The organism is Empedobacter sp. R132-2 (genome assembly GCF_030324375.1).
Classification (GTDB): domain Bacteria; phylum Bacteroidota; class Bacteroidia; order Flavobacteriales; family Weeksellaceae; genus Empedobacter; species Empedobacter falsenii_B.
Genome location: NZ_JACAGG010000032.1, coordinates 17548 through 33820, shown reverse-complemented (window position 1 = coordinate 33820; position 16273 = coordinate 17548). Strand labels below are relative to the sequence as shown.

At 29.8% G+C, this 16273-nt stretch carries 14 protein-coding genes and 2 riboswitches; of the genes, 5 read left to right on the top strand and 9 right to left on the bottom strand.

Annotated elements, in window-relative coordinates; genetic code table 11:
- The first annotated feature begins 133 nt into the window (after positions 1 to 133).
- Positions 134 to 781 carry a T9SS type A sorting domain-containing protein gene (locus HXZ69_RS12560; RefSeq protein WP_219035233.1) on the top strand — a complete coding sequence of 216 codons (648 nt, stop codon included), beginning with the start codon at positions 134 to 136 and terminating at the stop codon, positions 779 to 781.
- Positions 782 to 852: 71 nt separating this feature from the next.
- On the opposite strand, the gene HXZ69_RS12555 is transcribed toward HXZ69_RS12560, so the two are convergent.
- The 3 genes from HXZ69_RS12555 to HXZ69_RS12545 form a co-directional block, all read right to left on the bottom strand.
- Entirely contained in the window at positions 853 to 2919 is a 2067-nt protein-coding gene (locus HXZ69_RS12555; protein ID WP_286496180.1) for a protein-disulfide reductase DsbD family protein, read from the bottom strand.
- Positions 2913 to 4220, bottom strand: coding sequence for a tRNA lysidine(34) synthetase TilS (tilS, locus tag HXZ69_RS12550; RefSeq protein WP_286496179.1), 1308 nt, complete (start codon positions 4218 to 4220; stop codon positions 2913 to 2915). Before tilS ends, HXZ69_RS12555 begins: the two co-directional genes overlap by 7 nt.
- 111 nt (positions 4221 to 4331) lie before the next feature.
- Entirely contained in the window at positions 4332 to 4739 is a 408-nt protein-coding gene (locus tag HXZ69_RS12545; RefSeq protein WP_219035236.1) for an RrF2 family transcriptional regulator, read from the bottom strand.
- A gap of 370 nt (positions 4740 to 5109) precedes the next feature.
- Here HXZ69_RS12545 and HXZ69_RS12540 point away from each other — a divergent pair, with 370 nt between their 5' ends.
- Positions 5110 to 5544, top strand: a complete 435-nt coding sequence (locus HXZ69_RS12540) for a tellurite resistance TerB family protein (RefSeq protein WP_286496178.1) — start codon at positions 5110 to 5112, stop codon at positions 5542 to 5544.
- Positions 5545 to 5548: 4 nt separating this feature from the next.
- Here the strand turns inward: HXZ69_RS12540 and HXZ69_RS12535 are convergent, their stop codons facing one another.
- The 4 genes from HXZ69_RS12535 to HXZ69_RS12520 form a co-directional block, all read right to left on the bottom strand.
- Positions 5549 to 6187 carry a LysE family transporter gene (locus tag HXZ69_RS12535; RefSeq protein WP_286496177.1) on the bottom strand — a complete coding sequence of 213 codons (639 nt, stop codon included), beginning with the start codon at positions 6185 to 6187 and terminating at the stop codon, positions 5549 to 5551.
- 83 nt (positions 6188 to 6270) lie between these two features.
- Positions 6271 to 7002, bottom strand: coding sequence for an alpha/beta hydrolase (locus tag HXZ69_RS12530; protein ID WP_286496176.1), 732 nt, complete (start codon positions 7000 to 7002; stop codon positions 6271 to 6273).
- A gap of 105 nt (positions 7003 to 7107) precedes the next feature.
- Positions 7108 to 9729, bottom strand: coding sequence for a valine--tRNA ligase (locus HXZ69_RS12525; protein ID WP_286496175.1), 2622 nt, complete (start codon positions 9727 to 9729; stop codon positions 7108 to 7110).
- Between the two features lie 78 nt (positions 9730 to 9807).
- Complete coding sequence (locus tag HXZ69_RS12520) at positions 9808 to 10443, bottom strand: hypothetical protein (protein WP_286496174.1); 636 nt, start codon at positions 10441 to 10443, stop codon at positions 9808 to 9810.
- A gap of 119 nt (positions 10444 to 10562) precedes the next feature.
- Between HXZ69_RS12520 and HXZ69_RS12515 the strand changes: the two genes are divergently transcribed.
- Positions 10563 to 10928 carry a DUF1573 domain-containing protein gene (locus HXZ69_RS12515; protein WP_038334454.1) on the top strand — a complete coding sequence of 122 codons (366 nt, stop codon included), beginning with the start codon at positions 10563 to 10565 and terminating at the stop codon, positions 10926 to 10928.
- Between the two features lie 74 nt (positions 10929 to 11002).
- On the opposite strand, the gene HXZ69_RS12510 is transcribed toward HXZ69_RS12515, so the two are convergent.
- Entirely contained in the window at positions 11003 to 11659 is a 657-nt protein-coding gene (locus HXZ69_RS12510) for a metal-dependent transcriptional regulator (RefSeq protein WP_286496173.1), read from the bottom strand.
- Between the two features lie 106 nt (positions 11660 to 11765).
- Between HXZ69_RS12510 and HXZ69_RS12505 the strand changes: the two genes are divergently transcribed.
- Together HXZ69_RS12505 and HXZ69_RS12500 are read left to right on the top strand one after the other, a co-directional pair.
- Positions 11766 to 13820, top strand: a complete 2055-nt coding sequence (locus HXZ69_RS12505; protein ID WP_219035242.1) for a TonB-dependent receptor plug domain-containing protein — start codon at positions 11766 to 11768, stop codon at positions 13818 to 13820.
- Positions 13820 to 14266, top strand: a complete 447-nt coding sequence (locus tag HXZ69_RS12500) for a thioredoxin fold domain-containing protein (RefSeq protein ID WP_125350313.1) — start codon at positions 13820 to 13822, stop codon at positions 14264 to 14266. Before HXZ69_RS12505 ends, HXZ69_RS12500 begins: the two co-directional genes overlap by 1 nt.
- A 56-nt stretch (positions 14267 to 14322) precedes the next feature.
- Here the strand turns inward: HXZ69_RS12500 and HXZ69_RS12495 are convergent, their stop codons facing one another.
- Positions 14323 to 15504, bottom strand: a complete 1182-nt coding sequence (locus tag HXZ69_RS12495) for a homoserine dehydrogenase (protein WP_221856801.1) — start codon at positions 15502 to 15504, stop codon at positions 14323 to 14325.
- Between the two features lie 124 nt (positions 15505 to 15628).
- Positions 15629 to 15727: riboswitch (SAM riboswitch) on the bottom strand.
- A gap of 445 nt (positions 15728 to 16172) precedes the next feature.
- Positions 16173 to 16271, top strand: a riboswitch (SAM riboswitch).
- The last annotated feature ends 2 nt before the right edge of the window (positions 16272 to 16273 follow it).

Genomic DNA, 16273 nt, shown 5'->3' with positions numbered 1-16273 from the left:
AATTAATCAAAATAATAATACAATAATATTAAATAAAAACTCTACTTTTAAGTGTTCTTAACAAGGGGAAGATTACACTGTTACTAAAGAAATTGATGACTACGGAAAAGTTACTATCATTGTCACGCAAGAAATGATTGATGAAGCAAAATCGTATATCAAATCCAAAAATTATCCAAAACCAGTTTCTCCAGTAATGCATTACTTAAACTCATTTAATGTAAATATTTACAAAGACAAATTAAAACTTTCTGGGAAAACAGGTGAAGGTGCTAGTATTGTAACAAATACGAACGGAACGTTTTTAACTGTTGAAACTGCAAAATGGGCAAATGCTGTTGCTTACGAAACTTACAATGAAGAAGACGAATTAATTTCTGTTTCTGTTTTAGGTACAGGAGATGTTACGTTTAAAAATACATTTGTAGATTTCCCAGTCAATGCTAAAAAAGTATATGCTGTTGGTTTCGATGGCGCTAAAATACTAGTTTATCCAACTAATTTATCTACTAACGAAAGTATCAAATCTACGGATTTTAATATTGTTCCAAATCCAATCAAAAATGACTCAAACATTAAGATTACACTTAACAATTCAAAAGGACAATACAATTTAAGTGTAATTGACATCAATGGAAAAGTCATCACAAATTCGATTGGAAATATAGATGAATTGAATAAAACTATCAATTCAAAATTCAAATCATTACCAAAAGGTATCTATATTGTTACATTGAAAAATGAAACTTCAAATTACACGAAAAAGATTATTAAAGAATAGTTTAACACGTATAATTCATAAACAAAAAACTCCCGCAAATGCGGGAGTTTTTACTACTATATAAAAGATAATTATTTCGCTTTATACTTCGCGATTCCATCTTGTAACCATTTTAGGTAAACTTCTACATCAAGTTCAGCTTCTAAAGGTTTAGAAAAACGATTCAAATTTTTATCAACCAAAATATAATAAGGTTGAGCATTTGCATTGAAATGTTCAATCTCGAAAGAAGTCCATTTGTTACCAACTGTTTTCAAATTACGATCTAACGCTTTCGAAAATACTTTTTGATCTTCTGGTAATTCTTTTGCTTCGTCAACATATAACGAAACTAAAACAACATCTTCAGCCAAAATTTTCTTCACACGCTCATCGCTCCAAACACGTTCTTCAACTTTACGGCAATTTGCACACGCATGCCCTGTGAAATCTAACAACATTGGTTTTCCAACTTTCGTTGCGTAAGCTGCTGCTTGATCAAAATCTTTGAATGCAGGAATTCCATGAGGTCCAGCAACCATATTTGGATCATCAAATTTAGCTGTTGCTTGTCCACCTCCTACACCTTCGTGGAAACCTCGTGGCGCTTCAGAATAGGTCATTGGAGGTGTTAAACCACTTAATAGTTTTAATGGTCCACCCCATAAACCTGGAATCATGTAAATCGCAAATGATATCGAAACCAATGCAAATAACATTCTCGGAACACCAATTGTTTGCACAGGTGAGTCTAATTCTAATCTAAATTTACCTAAAAGATATAATCCTAAGAAGATAAAAATTGCAATCCAAAATGCTAAGAAAATTTCTCTTGGTAACCAATTCATTTGCCAAACTAAATCTGCGTTTGATAAGAACTTCAAGGCAAAAGCTAATTCAATAAATCCTAAAGAAACTTTGATTGTATTTAACCATCCACCAGATTTTGGCATTGAATTTAACCAACCAGGGAACATCGCAAACAATGTAAATGGAATCGCTAATGCTAAAGAGAAGCCAAACATTCCTACGATTAATGAATAATAGTTTCCTCCTTGCGTCGCTTGAACTAATAACGAACCAATAATTGGTCCTGTACAAGAGAAAGACACTAATGCTAATGTGAATGCCATAAAGAAGATTCCAATTAATCCGCCTTTATCAGCACCTTTATCAGCTGCATTTACCCATTTACTTGGTAATGTCAATTCGAAAGCTCCAAAAAATGAAATAGCAAATACAATGAAAATTGCAAAGAATGCTAAATTCACCCACGGATTTGTTGACATTTCATTTAGGACTGATGGTCCAAAAATAACTGTCGCCAATAAACCTAATGCAACATAAATAACAATGATTGATAATCCATAAATAAAGGCTTTTCCAACTCCTTCTCCTTTCGATTTACTTTGTTTTGTAAACATACTTACTGTCAAAGGAATCATTGGGAAAATACAAGGCATTAATAGCGCTGCTAATCCTCCTAAAAATCCTAAAGAAAAGATTTTCAATAAACCATTATCTTTCTTTTCGTTATCTGCTAATAAAGAATCATCAACTTTTTTGATTGTATCTTGTGTTGCTACAACAACAGCTGTAGAATCTTCTTGAACAGAATCCTGCGTAATTTCATTTACTGCAACAGTATCTTTTGCTTCTGTAGCATCTGCTGGCTTTGCCTCTTCTTTCGTCTCTTCAACTTTTGCGGAAGGCGTTAATTTTATCGTTCCGCTTGTTTCATCTGGTGGCAAACAACGTTCGGCATCACACATTTGAAATTCTATTGTGTACGATACATTTACAGGTTTATCACCCGAAACTTTCACTTTTTGAACAAATTTTACTTGATTTTCGTAATATTTTTCATCTTGTTCAAAAATTTGGCTGTATTTATCTATACGTTTTCCAACTTCGCGCGTACCTCCAATCAATTTTGCATTTGCAGCTGGTTTAAATGATGCACTTGCTGGAATTCCAATTCCTCCATCAGGATGTTTCATTGAATAAAGGTGCCAACCTCTATCAATTTTTCCTGTTACCTCGATTTCAAACTCATTCTGTCCAACCTCCTTCACCGAACTCGACCATTTTGCAGGACTAAATAACTGTGCGTTGACTAAAATTGGAAACAAAAAAAGTATCCAAAGTTTCTTTAACATACTGTAATGTTTAAAAAGTTTTTACTTGTTTCTGTCGTTTTGAAACGTTCATCCAAACGATGATTTACCACCCAAATAATTTGATCTTTTTGGTCACAAAGCAACCAAACCTTCTCTTTTTCTAACTTAGAAAGTTTCAAATCTTTCATAAACTTACTCAACAATTTTTTTTGACCTTTCATTCCAATTGGATAAAAGAAATCTCCCTCTTTCACTTTTCTAAGTTTAAGCGGAAACAAAATTGATGTAAAGTCTACTATTTCAGTAGCGTTTTCGTGTGGATTTATCGATTTCACGAACTTCAAATTTAACGAATTGATTTCAATTAACTCATCAAAAATCGTTAATTCATCTTCATTTTCTTCTTCTATTTTTTGCAACAACAAATTTTCTCGATTTTTAATTAATCGATAAGTTGCTGATTTTATTTCACTTCCCGTTTCTGCATCCAAAAATTTTAAAATTTCTTTGCTCGACGAAAATCCATATTTTTCGAACAAATAATGTAAAAATGTTTCTAATGGTTGAAGTTTTTTTAATGCTGAAATTTCAATTTCAATCGGATTATCTCCTGAGAATAAATCACTTCTAACTTCTCCAACTTTATTTTGTACAATTTGATAATTATCATTGATATGATTTAAACTTGACAAAAAATTCTCATCAAATTGCGGATGAAGCTCTTTTAGAATTGGTGTAATGTGATGACGAATCTTATTTCTAGTATAATCATCCGTCGCATTCGTATAATCTTCTCGCCAATTTATTTCATTTGATTTTGCATATTCCAACAAATCATTTTTTGTAAAATTTAAAAGTGGACGAAAGATTTTTCCATTATCAATTTGCATTCCAACCAAACCTTTCAAACCTGTTCCACGAGAAAGATTAATCAAAAAAGTTTCAATATTATCATCCAAATGATGAGCTGTCACCAAAACATCCAAACAATTTTGTTGTTGAACTTGCTCAAACCACTCATAACGCAAATTTCGGCAAGCCATTTCTACCGAATAATTTCCTACTTTCTGATAAGCCGCAACATCAAAACGAGTCGAATGAAACGGTATATTATATTTTCCACAATATTCTCTCACAAACAATTCATCGCCATTTGCGTCTTCTTCACGCAACTGAAAATTACAATGTGCCACCTGAAAATTTGCAGCTGTTTGACGGAATAAATCTAACAAAACCATACTATCAATCCCTCCACTAATCGCCAATAAATAACGATGCGTAGAAAAAGAACGTTGTTCTAAAAGTTCTTTAAACTCTTGTTGTATAGATCTATTTTTCATGAAATACAAATGTTCGAAATTAGGAAGAATTCTCGAAAAAGAGTTATACTTTTTTTCTTCATTCTTATAAAATTTTACAATAAAAAAGCCTGAAAAACTCAGGCTAAAGATTTATTTTAAACTTTCTAAAGATTTATTTTCAAGAATTTCTAAAGTCGAATCTCTCAATTCAACCATCACCTTATTCAATGTACAAATGCCTTCGTTAGGGCAATCATCACATTTTTCGTAGTAATTTTTACTTACACAAGGTAAAAGCGCGATTGGTCCTTCTAAAACACGAATCAAAGATGCTAAACTAATATCTTTCGCATCACGTGCCAAATAATATCCACCACCTTTTCCTTGTTTCGAATTGACAAAGCCTAACTTTTTTAAATCCAATAAAATAGCCTCCAAGAATTTTTTCGGAATAACTTCTGTTTCAGAAATTTGTCCGATTAAAACTGGTTTGTTACTTTCTTGTCTGGCCAAATGAGCCATTGCTTTTAGTCCGTATTTTGTCTTTTTTGATAACAATTCTATAAGATTTAACTACAAAAATAACGTTGATTGTTGTATAAAACAAATATAAAATTAAATCGTTGAACCGAGATTTAAAAATATTTCATCAAAAAATCAATTACCTTTTGAGTTGTAGAATTATAGGGATAATTGAGAAATTTTGAAGGTGATAAAAACCAATTGACTTTTAAAATCGGTTTCATATGTGAAAAACTCTTTCTAAATATATTTTTCGCTAATAAACAGTAAGATGACGAATATTTGCTTTATTCTTACATTGCTTATCATAAATCTCATCTATTTTCGTTTTAAAATCTGGCACATGAAAAATTTTGAACGTTAATTTAACACTATTTTAAGTATTTTTAATCCCAAAAAGCAACAAATGAAAAATAATCTTACTTTGATTGACAAATTAAATCACATCAAAAATTTATTTATTATTGGTAAAAGTGATGGTAATTTGAATGAAAAAGAGATTCAAATTATCTCTGATATTGCCAAATTTCATGAGCTTTCTGCCAAAGATATAAGTTATATTTTGAACGAGAACACGAAGTTTGATTTTACGTTGCCAAAAACCTTTACTGATCGACTTTCTTTGTTGTACGACGCTGTTTTGTTAATGGTTGTTGATTTGAATATTCATCAAAATGAAAAAGCAATTTGTATTGATTTAGCTAAAAAATTTGAATTTAATCCTCAAATTATTGATGAATTAATCGAAGATATTTTGAGTTATATTTTAGAAGGAAAAGAATGCGATGAAGTGATGGAATATTTGCTTAAATACTCGCATCCAAAGCAAAATTTGAATTAAATTTTTATTGAAAAAGTTGATAAATCGTTAACAAAGAAATCACACTCGTCACTCCTCCTATTACATAGTTGATATTCTTTAAAATAAACGAATCTTCTTCTGATTTTGAATTAAAAAATTTCAGATACAGACCAAAAATAATCATCGAACCAATAACGACTCCTAAAGCAAAAACTGAGCTATTTGGTTGTCCAAAAACATTAACATTATACGAAATCAACGTTGCGCTTAAAAATACATAAAAAGGTATTGGAAAAACATTTATGGCAGATAACAATAACCCATAGATGAATTTATTTTTCTGTTTTACATTACCTTGTTGTTTTAGCTTTTTATTCTTATTTTTTTGATCTTGTTTCTTTGCAAAAAAGAGAAAATAAATCGTAATAATTACAAAAACAGCTAATCCAACTTCCCTAAAAATTTTAGTAACTTCTTCATTAAAATCAATAAATTTTGCCAGAAAAATTGCCAAATAAACCTGAATTGCAATCGTAATCGCTGTTCCAGACATAAAACTATATGCACTTTTAGTTCCTTCTTGTTTCCCAATTTTTACCACCGTCATATTCAACAATCCAGGAATGGATGATCCAATAAAAGCTGTGAAAACTCCGATTAAAAGTAGTTCTAAATACTGCATTAATTCTTTTTAAAAAGGTTTGCAAATTTAGACAAACTTGTTGGAGAAACCTATTGAAGTAATATGAATCATTTAAAAAAATATTACTTAAACATCCATATTAACGCTGATTTTATTGAAGAATTGAAAATTGTGAAATGATTTTGCGAAGGATCATGTAAATAATTCCAATTTGATTTCAAGTTATCTTTTTCGCGTAATTTTTCTACAAATTGATCTGTAAACTTTGAAATTGAAATAGTTTTAGAACTTGAAATCCAAATCTTTTTATTTTCTAATAGATTAAAATCAAATTTTTTACAATAAGAGTCAAACAATTCGTGGTTATTCCACCAAAGCGAAGGATCAATTGCGATATAAGAATCAAAATAATGCGAAAAATAAAACAATATATCCATTACCAATAATCCGCCTAAAGACTCACCAACAATAGTTTTCGAATTATTTGTATAGTAATTTTTCGAAATATAAGGAAGTAATTCTAATACAATAAATTTCTCAAAATATTCTGCATTTCCATATTCTGGAACCCATTTTTTATCTTTTGCAATGTATGTATTTCTTGTAAAATCTAAATTTCGATTAATATTTTCAATTCCTACAATCATCAATGGTTGAATATGATTTGATATAATTAACTCATCAATTAGTTTTGATATTTGCTTAAATTTTTCATTAATTCCGCCATCTAATAAATACAAAACAGGCAAACTTTCATTTATAAAACGCTCTGGTATCCAAACAAAAATATTTCTTTCTTGGTTTAAAAAATCAGAATACAACTTTTTCTTTTTGTAATTTAATTCGCTTGACATTTATACTTTTTTGAGGCTTTATTAAAGTTAATCGAAAAAAATCAATAAAAAAACCACTCCAAAATTTGGAGTGGTTTTTCATATATTTTAAAAATTAAATTAAAATTACAAAGCTTGTAACTGCTCTTCAATTTGAGCAATTTTAGATAATGCATCAGCCTCTTTTTTACGTTCTGCATTAATCACTTGTTCTGGCGCACCAGCAACAAATTTTTCGTTTGATAATTTTTTACGAACCGAGTTTAAGAAACCTTGGTTGTAATCCAACTCTTTTTGTAATTTCTCACGCTCAGCTTCAATATCGATATTATCAGACATCGGAACCATAAATTCTAACGTACCAACACGGAAAGCAAAACCTTTTTCTGGTTTATCACCTGTATTGAAATTAGAAACATTTCCTAATTTAGAGAACACATCTACATAAATTTCATTCGCAGCTTGAGCATCAGCAAAAACTTCTAATGCTTCTTTTGGTGACATTCCTTTTTCTGAACGTAATCCACGAATAGCAGTTGTTGCTTCTTTTGTATTTTCAAAATTCTTGATAATCTCTTCATTGAAAGATGTTACTTCAGGATATTTAGAAATAATTAAGGCTTCGTTTTCTGTTCTTTCAGCAATTAAATGCCAAATTTCTTCTGTTAAGAAAGGCATAAATGGATGTAAAACTTTCAATACATTTTCTAAATAAGAAATTGTTGCTGCATAAGTTTTTGCATCAATTGGCTCACCAAAAGTAGGTTTAATTGCTTCTAAGTACCAAGAACAGAAATCATCCCAAATCAATTTATAAATTGCCATCAATGAATCAGATAAACGATATTGATCGTAATTATGTTCGATATCTGCTAATGCTTGTTGGAATTTATTTTCGAACCATTCAACCGCTTTTGTTTGAGCAGAAGTTTGTTCTAAATCTTCTTTCACTTCCCAACCTTTTATTAGACGGAAAGCATTCCAAATTTTATTCGCAAAATTACGTCCTTGTAGACACAAATCAACATCGAAAGGTAAATCGTTCCCAGCAGGCGCTGTTAGCAACATTCCCATACGCGTAGCATCTGCACCATATTCGTTCATCAATTCGATTGGATCTGGTGAATTCCCTAACGATTTTGACATTTTACGCCCTTGTTTATCACGAACAATTCCTGTGAAATATACATTTTCGAAAGGTAATTCGTTACGATACTCATATCCAGCCACAATCATACGCGCAACCCAAAAGAAAATAATATCTGGACCAGTTACTAAATCTTGTGTTGGATAATAATAATTGATTTCTTCATTTTCTGGCTCATTGATTCCGTTGAAAACAGAAATTGGCCATAACCAAGAAGAAAACCAAGTATCTAACGCATCTTCGTCTTGACGTAAATCTTCGATTGTTAATGTAACATTTCCTGTTTTTTCCTGTGCTAATGGTAAAGCTTCTTCTTTTGTTAGAGCAACAACGAAATCTTCGTTTCCATCACCATAGAAAAATGCAGGAATTTGGTGTCCCCACCATAATTGACGAGAAATGTTCCAATCTGTTACATTTTCCATCCAATTACGATATGTATTTTTAAATTTCGCAGGATGAAATTTAATCGTATCATTCATTACATTTTCTAAAGCTGGTTTAGCTAAATCTGTCATTTTCAAGAACCATTGATTTGAAATTTTAGGCTCAATCACCGCTCCTGTTCTTTCAGATGTACCAACTTTATTATTATAATTTTCTACTTTTTCAAGTAAACCTTTTTCTTCTAATTCTTTCTCGATTTCTTTACGCGCTTTGAAACGATCTAATCCAGCATAATTTAATCCTAAATCATTTAATTTCGCATCATCCGTAAAAATATCAATAAAATCTAAATTATGTTTTTTACCTAATTCGTAATCGTTCACATCGTGTGCAGGCGTAACTTTAAGACATCCTGTACCAAATTCGATGTCAACATATTCGTCTTCGATAATATTTACTTTACGACCAACGATTGGAACAATAACTTGTTTTCCTTTCAACCATTCATATCGCTCGTCATTTGGATTGATACAAACTGCAGAGTCACCAAAAATTGTTTCAGGACGAGTTGTCGCCACAACAATATATTGATCAGTTCCGTCAACTTGATATTTTAAATGATATAATTTTCCATTTTTATCAACATGAATAACTTCTTCGTCAGAAATATTTGTCTTTGCTTCCGGATCCCAATTTACCATACGGTATCCACGGTAAATTAATCCTTTGTTATATAAATCAACAAAAACACGTTGAACAGATTCAGATAAATCTGGATCCATCGTAAATTTCGTACGATCCCAATCGCAAGAAGCTCCTAACTTTTTTAATTGGTCTAAAATAATTCCACCATGTTTATGCGTCCAATCCCAAGCGTGATTTAAAAATTCTTCACGACCGATATCAAATTTAGAAACACCTTCCTCTTTTAACTTCGCAACAACTTTCGCTTCAGTAGCAATTGAAGCATGGTCTGTACCTGGTACCCAACAAGCGTTAAATCCACGCATACGCGCACGACGAATTAAAACGTCCTGAATCGTATTATTTAACATATGTCCCATGTGCAAGACACCTGTTACATTTGGTGGTGGAATGACGATTGTGTAAGCTTTTCTTTCATCTGGAGTAGATTTAAAATACTTCTTCTCCATCCAGTATTCATACCATTTTCCTTCAACTTCCGTTGGCGTATATTTAGATGCGATTTCCATTATTTATATATGACTTAAAATAAATTTGGGCAAATTTACACAATCTGCCCAACATTTCTAAGATATTATATAATTTGTTTATTTATTCAATAAATCAATAAGTTTAATTAAATCTTGTTCTTTTTTTATGCTAAGTTTATTTGTACTTACAATTTGATTTACGTCTTTATCTGTAAAATCTTTAAATTTTTTAGTTGAATTTGGAACATTATACATTTTATCACTATAACCAATCAATAATTTCTCTTGTTTAAAATAATTTCTCTTATTAGAAGCATTTAAACCACCAGCACCAAGACCATCTACTCCATCATTAGATAATTTTCTATAAAGTACAATTTTTCGATCTAAAGGTGATAATACTTGTAAATATCTTGATGTTAATGTACCCCCATCAATATAACTTACATACTTAAGAATTTTACCATCATCGAATCTAATAGTCTGGTTTGATAATTTATTCATTTTATATAAATATCCATCTCTTAAAAACTCTAAATCGTCTAGTAATGCATTATATCTAAAATTCTCCTTTTCTTTGAAACCATCTATACTTGCAGGAAGAAAATTAACATTAAAATATTCATCTTTATTAGTAACTCCTTCTGTATATTTCTGTTGTTTTACTTCTGCAACAATAGTTTGTAGATTATATTCATTAACAGTAGCTGTAGAAGACATTTGTGCATTAGTAAAATTGTAAACTAGAAGCATTATTGTAACAATTATTCTTTTCATATTAATATATATTAATTATTTTAGTACTAAAATACAAAAAAAGGTAGACTTTTTGTATTATTTATTTTAACTTTGGTTACAAATTAATTATCGTCATGAAAAAATTAATGTTTTTAGGTGCTTTTGCTTTAGGCGTTACAAGTTTATTTGCTCAAACACTTAGTTTAGAAAAAGAAGAAATTCAATTTGGAAATATAAAGTTGAATACCGAAGTAACAGCTAAGATGAAAGTAACCAACTCAGGTGATAAACCTTTAATTCTTAAAAGCGTTGTTGGTTCTTGTGGATGTACAGTTCCTGAATATCCTACAACACCTATCGAACCAGGAAAATCTGCGGATATTACCGTTAAATATTCAAGTGGTTCTGTGACTGGAGATTTCAATAAATCTGTAACAATCACATCTAACGATCCAGTTTCTTCTCGAAAAATTTTCAGAATAAAAGGAAAAGCGGAATAATTGTAAAGCAAGTTAAATAACTTGCTTTTTTAAGTTAAATAACTTGCTTTTTTCTTTTTATAAATTAAAAACCATTATCTACCTAATAATCTTGAAGTCACATGATTACTAAATATTTCAATTTCATTTGATTTTAGGAACTTAACCTTCATTGTTCCATCAAAATCTTCAACAGAAATGATTTCAATTTCATCATTCAAATGAATATTTTTTGAATTCAAATACTTCAAAAATTCATCAGAAGAACCAATAACAGCGCATATTTCTACTTTATCACCTTCTTTAAATTCGGCCAATTTTTTGTAATTGATAATTTCTATTTTTCCATTTTTATCTGGAATTGGAGAACCATGCGGATCTAATTTAGGAAAATTCAATAATTCGTCCATTTTATCGAAAAAAATTGGACTTTGAATATGTTCTATTTGCTCAGCAATTTCATGAACTTGTTCCCAACCAAATCCCATTTTATCTACCAAAAACATCTCTGTTAATCGGTGTTTTCTTACAATCAAAGAAGCTTTCAGAATTCCTTTATCAGATAACCGAAGTGGTTTATACGATTCATAAATCACCAATTCTTTTTCAGCTAATTTTTTCATCATACTGTTTACAGTAGGCATTTTTATTTCCAAATGCTTACTCAAATCCTTCACATTCACTTCTCCTTTCCCATTTTCAGAAAGATGAAATAATGCTTTTAGGTAATTTTCTTCGACCAATGAATTCATGGAAACAAATATAGTTGAAAATTAAGTAAAATTTAAAAATTCATTTTTAATAATATTTTTGTTAGATTTGTCTAACTTTTTAATTTGATTATAAATTTTACTTAACATGAAAACAACATTTTATTTATTCATCACCTTAACCTCCATTCTATCAAATGCTCAGGAACAAAAAGATTCTATTTATATGGAAGATTCTTCAGAAAATTTAGATGAGATTGTAATTACAGGAACAATGAAAGCTGTAAGAAAATCTGATAGTCCAGTTCCAATTGAAATCTATACACCAAAGTTTTTTCAAAAAAATCCAACACCTTCATTATTTGACGCTGTACAATTAATAAATGGTGTTCAACCACAACTAAACTGTAATGTTTGTAACACAGGTGATATTCATATTAACGGAATGGAAGGTCCATATACCATGATTTTAATTGACGGAATGCCAATTGTTTCTTCTTTATCTACTGTTTATGGTTTGAGCGGAATTCCGAACTCTTTGGTAGAACGAATAGAAGTTGTAAAAGGACCAGCATCTTCCCTTTATGGAACAGAAGCCATGGGTGGTATAATTAATGTAATTACGAAATCTCCTAAATCTGCTCCAAAATTATCTTTGGATGCTTTTACAACTTCTTGGTTGGAAACCAATCTTGATGGTGGATACAAATACAATTTAGGAGAAAAGGTAAATAGTTTATTTGGTTTTAATTACTTTAAATATGGTAATAAGAAAGATAAAAATAACGACGGTTTTACGGATGTAACGTTACAAGATCGCATCACGTTATTCAATAAATTTGATTTTGAACGTCAAAAAAATAGAACAGCATCAGTTGCTTTACGTTATTTATACGAAGATAGATGGGGAGGTCAAATGAATTGGAAAAGAAAACTACACAGAGGAAGTGACGAAGTTTATGCCGAAAGTATTATGACAAATCGTTTTGAAGCGATAGGAATGTATCAATTACCTATAAAAGAAAAAATAATGACTCAATTTTCTTATAATTTTCATCAACAGAATTCATTTTATGGTCCAGAATCTTATCAAGGAAAACAACAAGTTATTTTTGCTCAAGCTTATTGGGATAAGATAATTGGACAACATAGCTTACTTTTAGGATCTTCATTTAAATATACTTATTATGATGATAACACAAGAGGTACTGGAGAATATGATGAGGATAATAATCTAATCAAGAATAACCCAATGAATACACAGATTCCTGGTATTTTTGTACAAGACGAATGGACATTAAATTCTGAAAACAAATTATTACTTGGTTATCGATTTGATTATGATAAAACACATAAAGGAATACATTCTCCAAGAATTGCATACAAATTTTCACCTTCATCTCATCATACTTTAAGAGCAAGTTTTGGTACGGGATTTCGTGTTGTGAATGTCTTCACAGAAGATCATCGTGCATTAACTGGAGCTAGACAAGTAGTTTTTGAAAATGAATTAAAACCTGAAAAATCATATAATGGAAATATTAATTATGTATTCAAACTACCAACTTCTTTCACCGCTTTAAACTTTGATTTTACAACATTCTATTCTTATTTCACAAACAAAATTATTGCTGATACAGATACTGACGAAACAAAGATTATCTATGACAATTTAGATGGACACGCAATATCTCAAGGAGTTTCTTTAAACATAGATGCAACATTTGACTTTCCTCTAAAAATAATGCTTGGCGCAACCTATATGGATGTATACAAAAAAGAAGATGGAGAAAAAGAAGTTCAATATCATGCACCAAAATGGTCTGGAAATTTCTTAGCAAGTTATACATTCAAAAAAGGTTTTACTGTTGATTTAACCGCCAATTATAATGACAAAATGAAATTACCTCAAGTAGAAAATGATTATCGACCAGAATATTCAAAACCAACTGTTATTGCAAATATTCAATTAAGTAAATCATTTAAGAATAATATTGAAATCTATGGTGGAATCAAAAATATTTTTAATGTTTTACCAAAAGGCGATGTTATTGCTCGTTGGTGGGACCCATTCGGAGAACCTGGAAATGGCGTTACTCCTCCTAAAGGAAGAAACGATGTTATTTTTGAACCAAATGATTACAGCTATACACCTATGCAGGGAACAAGAGGTTTTATAGGTGTTCGATACAATTTACGTTAATGAAAATCTGGTACTTCATATTCATTTTATCATCATTGAATCTCCAAGCACAGATTTCATTAGAAAAATTTAATTCAATTTCTAATGAAAATCCTAAACCAATTCTACTTTATTTTTCGACAAATTGGTGTAGTTACTGTATGATTCAAAAGAAACAATTAAAAAAGGATAAAGAATTACTTCAAATTCTAAATAATGACATTTATTTTATTGAATTTGAAGCAGAAACAAATGAATCTATTATCTTTTTAAACAAAAAATATGAACCTAAATCGAATAAAAAAACTCACCTATTTTTAGAAGAATTCATTGATAAAAATGAACAAATTAGTTATCCATATTGGGTTTTAATCTCAAAAGATTATAAAATTGAAATGACTTATACTGGATTAATTAAAAATAAACCCCTAAAACTTTTATTGGAAAAGTATTTACAAAAACCTTAATTTTTAGATTTACAAAAAAGCCTCAATTAATATTGAGGCTTTTTAATCACAAAAATTTACTCAAACGCAATTATCGAAAGTTTTGGATTTTCAATAGTCTCTTTTTGTTTGAGCTTTTCTATATCAATCACACCAACAATATGATTGTAATTTTTACTCTGATAACGTTCTTCTATTTCATCAAAAATATTTGAAACATCATCTGCTTGATTCTCAAAACCGATATAAATTCGCTTCTTTCCTGTTTGATTAAAAACTCCTTCTTCTTTGTTTTCATATTTTCGAATCGAATATTGATAATCATATTTCAACGCAGAAATATCACTCAAAACAGCCGAAGAAGTTGGGAAACGCCCTGCTCCTTTTCCATATAAAAATTGCTCATCTGAAAGCGAACTTCCAATCAAAACTCCATTATATTCGTTATTCACAAGCGCAATTGTTTTATTTAATTCAACAAAAGTTGGCAAAACTGTTGATGTAATTTCACCCGTTTGATGATTAATTTTAGAATTAGCAATCAACTTTATTGTATAATTTTTTTCTTTTGCGTATTTAAAATCTTCAACTTTCAATGAAGTAATTCCTTTTCGAATAACTTGATCAACATCAATCTTTTTACCGAAAGCATGCAACGTAATAATTGCTAATTTACTCGACGCATCAAAACCTTCTACATCAGCCGTTGGATCAGCTTCTGCAAAACCACTTTCTTGCGCTGCTTTTAAGGCATCTTGATACGACTCATTTTCATTCGCCATTTTCGTCAAAATGTAATTTGTTGTCCCATTTACAATTCCAGATACATAATTCAATAAATCGTTATCAAAATATTCTTCTAGATTTCTAATAATCGGAACTGACCCGCAAACAGAGGCTTCATAAAGAAAAGAAACATTGTTTTGTGCTTGCAAATCCAATAATTCTTTGTGATGATCTGCAATCAATTTTTTATTTGCACTTACCACATGTTTACCTTTATTGAACGCTTTTATAATGATATCATGTGCCGCATCAGCATCCGAAATTAACTCAACAACAACATTTATTTCATCGTCATTTAAAATATCATCCGCATTAGTCGAAAATAATTCAGACGGAGCATTTCTAGATTTAGAATTATCTTTAATTACAATTTTTTTAATTGCAGCATTCAATTGTGGTTTTTCTTCCAATACCTTGTAAATTCCTTCTCCTACAACTCCAAATCCGAACAATCCGATATTTATTTTTTTCATTTATTTGTTTTGTTTTTAATTATTTACCAAAGAAAAGTGAAGAAAAAAAATGGTTCAATCGCATAAAAACAATTGAACCATTTTGAATAAAGAATATTATTGAAGATTGGTTTACAGTAGTTTTTATTCATCTTTCCTATAAGGATGGATTTAGCACCTTGATTCATTAATCAGGTTGCTAAAGTTTCTTTGGGCCATTTCCCTCCACTTTTCTTGATAAAATGTAAATTTTAATGAACTATTTCTGAGGACAAATTTAGGCGAAAGAATTCTATATATCCAAATTAATTTCATTTCTTTAATTTAATATTTTCCGTAATTATAGATAAAAATACACAAATAATGAATTTTATTCTATAAATATTTATAGACAAAAATAATTTTCTAAAAAATACAATTAAAAGAAAAAACAAATCTTAATAATTTTTAATAAAACCCTATTTTTATTAAAAATATTCTAAAAACTACAATTTTCAATAACTAATTAAAATATTATTTCTTTAAAATAGTAATTTTAAAGAAATATTTTCTAAAATAAATTTCAAAAATGACCTATTAGAGATTTTGAACTATTTCAAACAAAAATTATTTCTATGAACCAAGTTTCGAACTCGTTTTTTTCAATCTTGATTTTTTTATTCTCAATACTTTAAATAATTTTGCACATAGCTTTATAAAGAAAGATGGAGGGAATAGGCCCGTTGAAATCTTAGCAACCCAAAGTATAGTTGGGTGCTAAATCCTACTCAAATAGAGAAAGATAAGGACT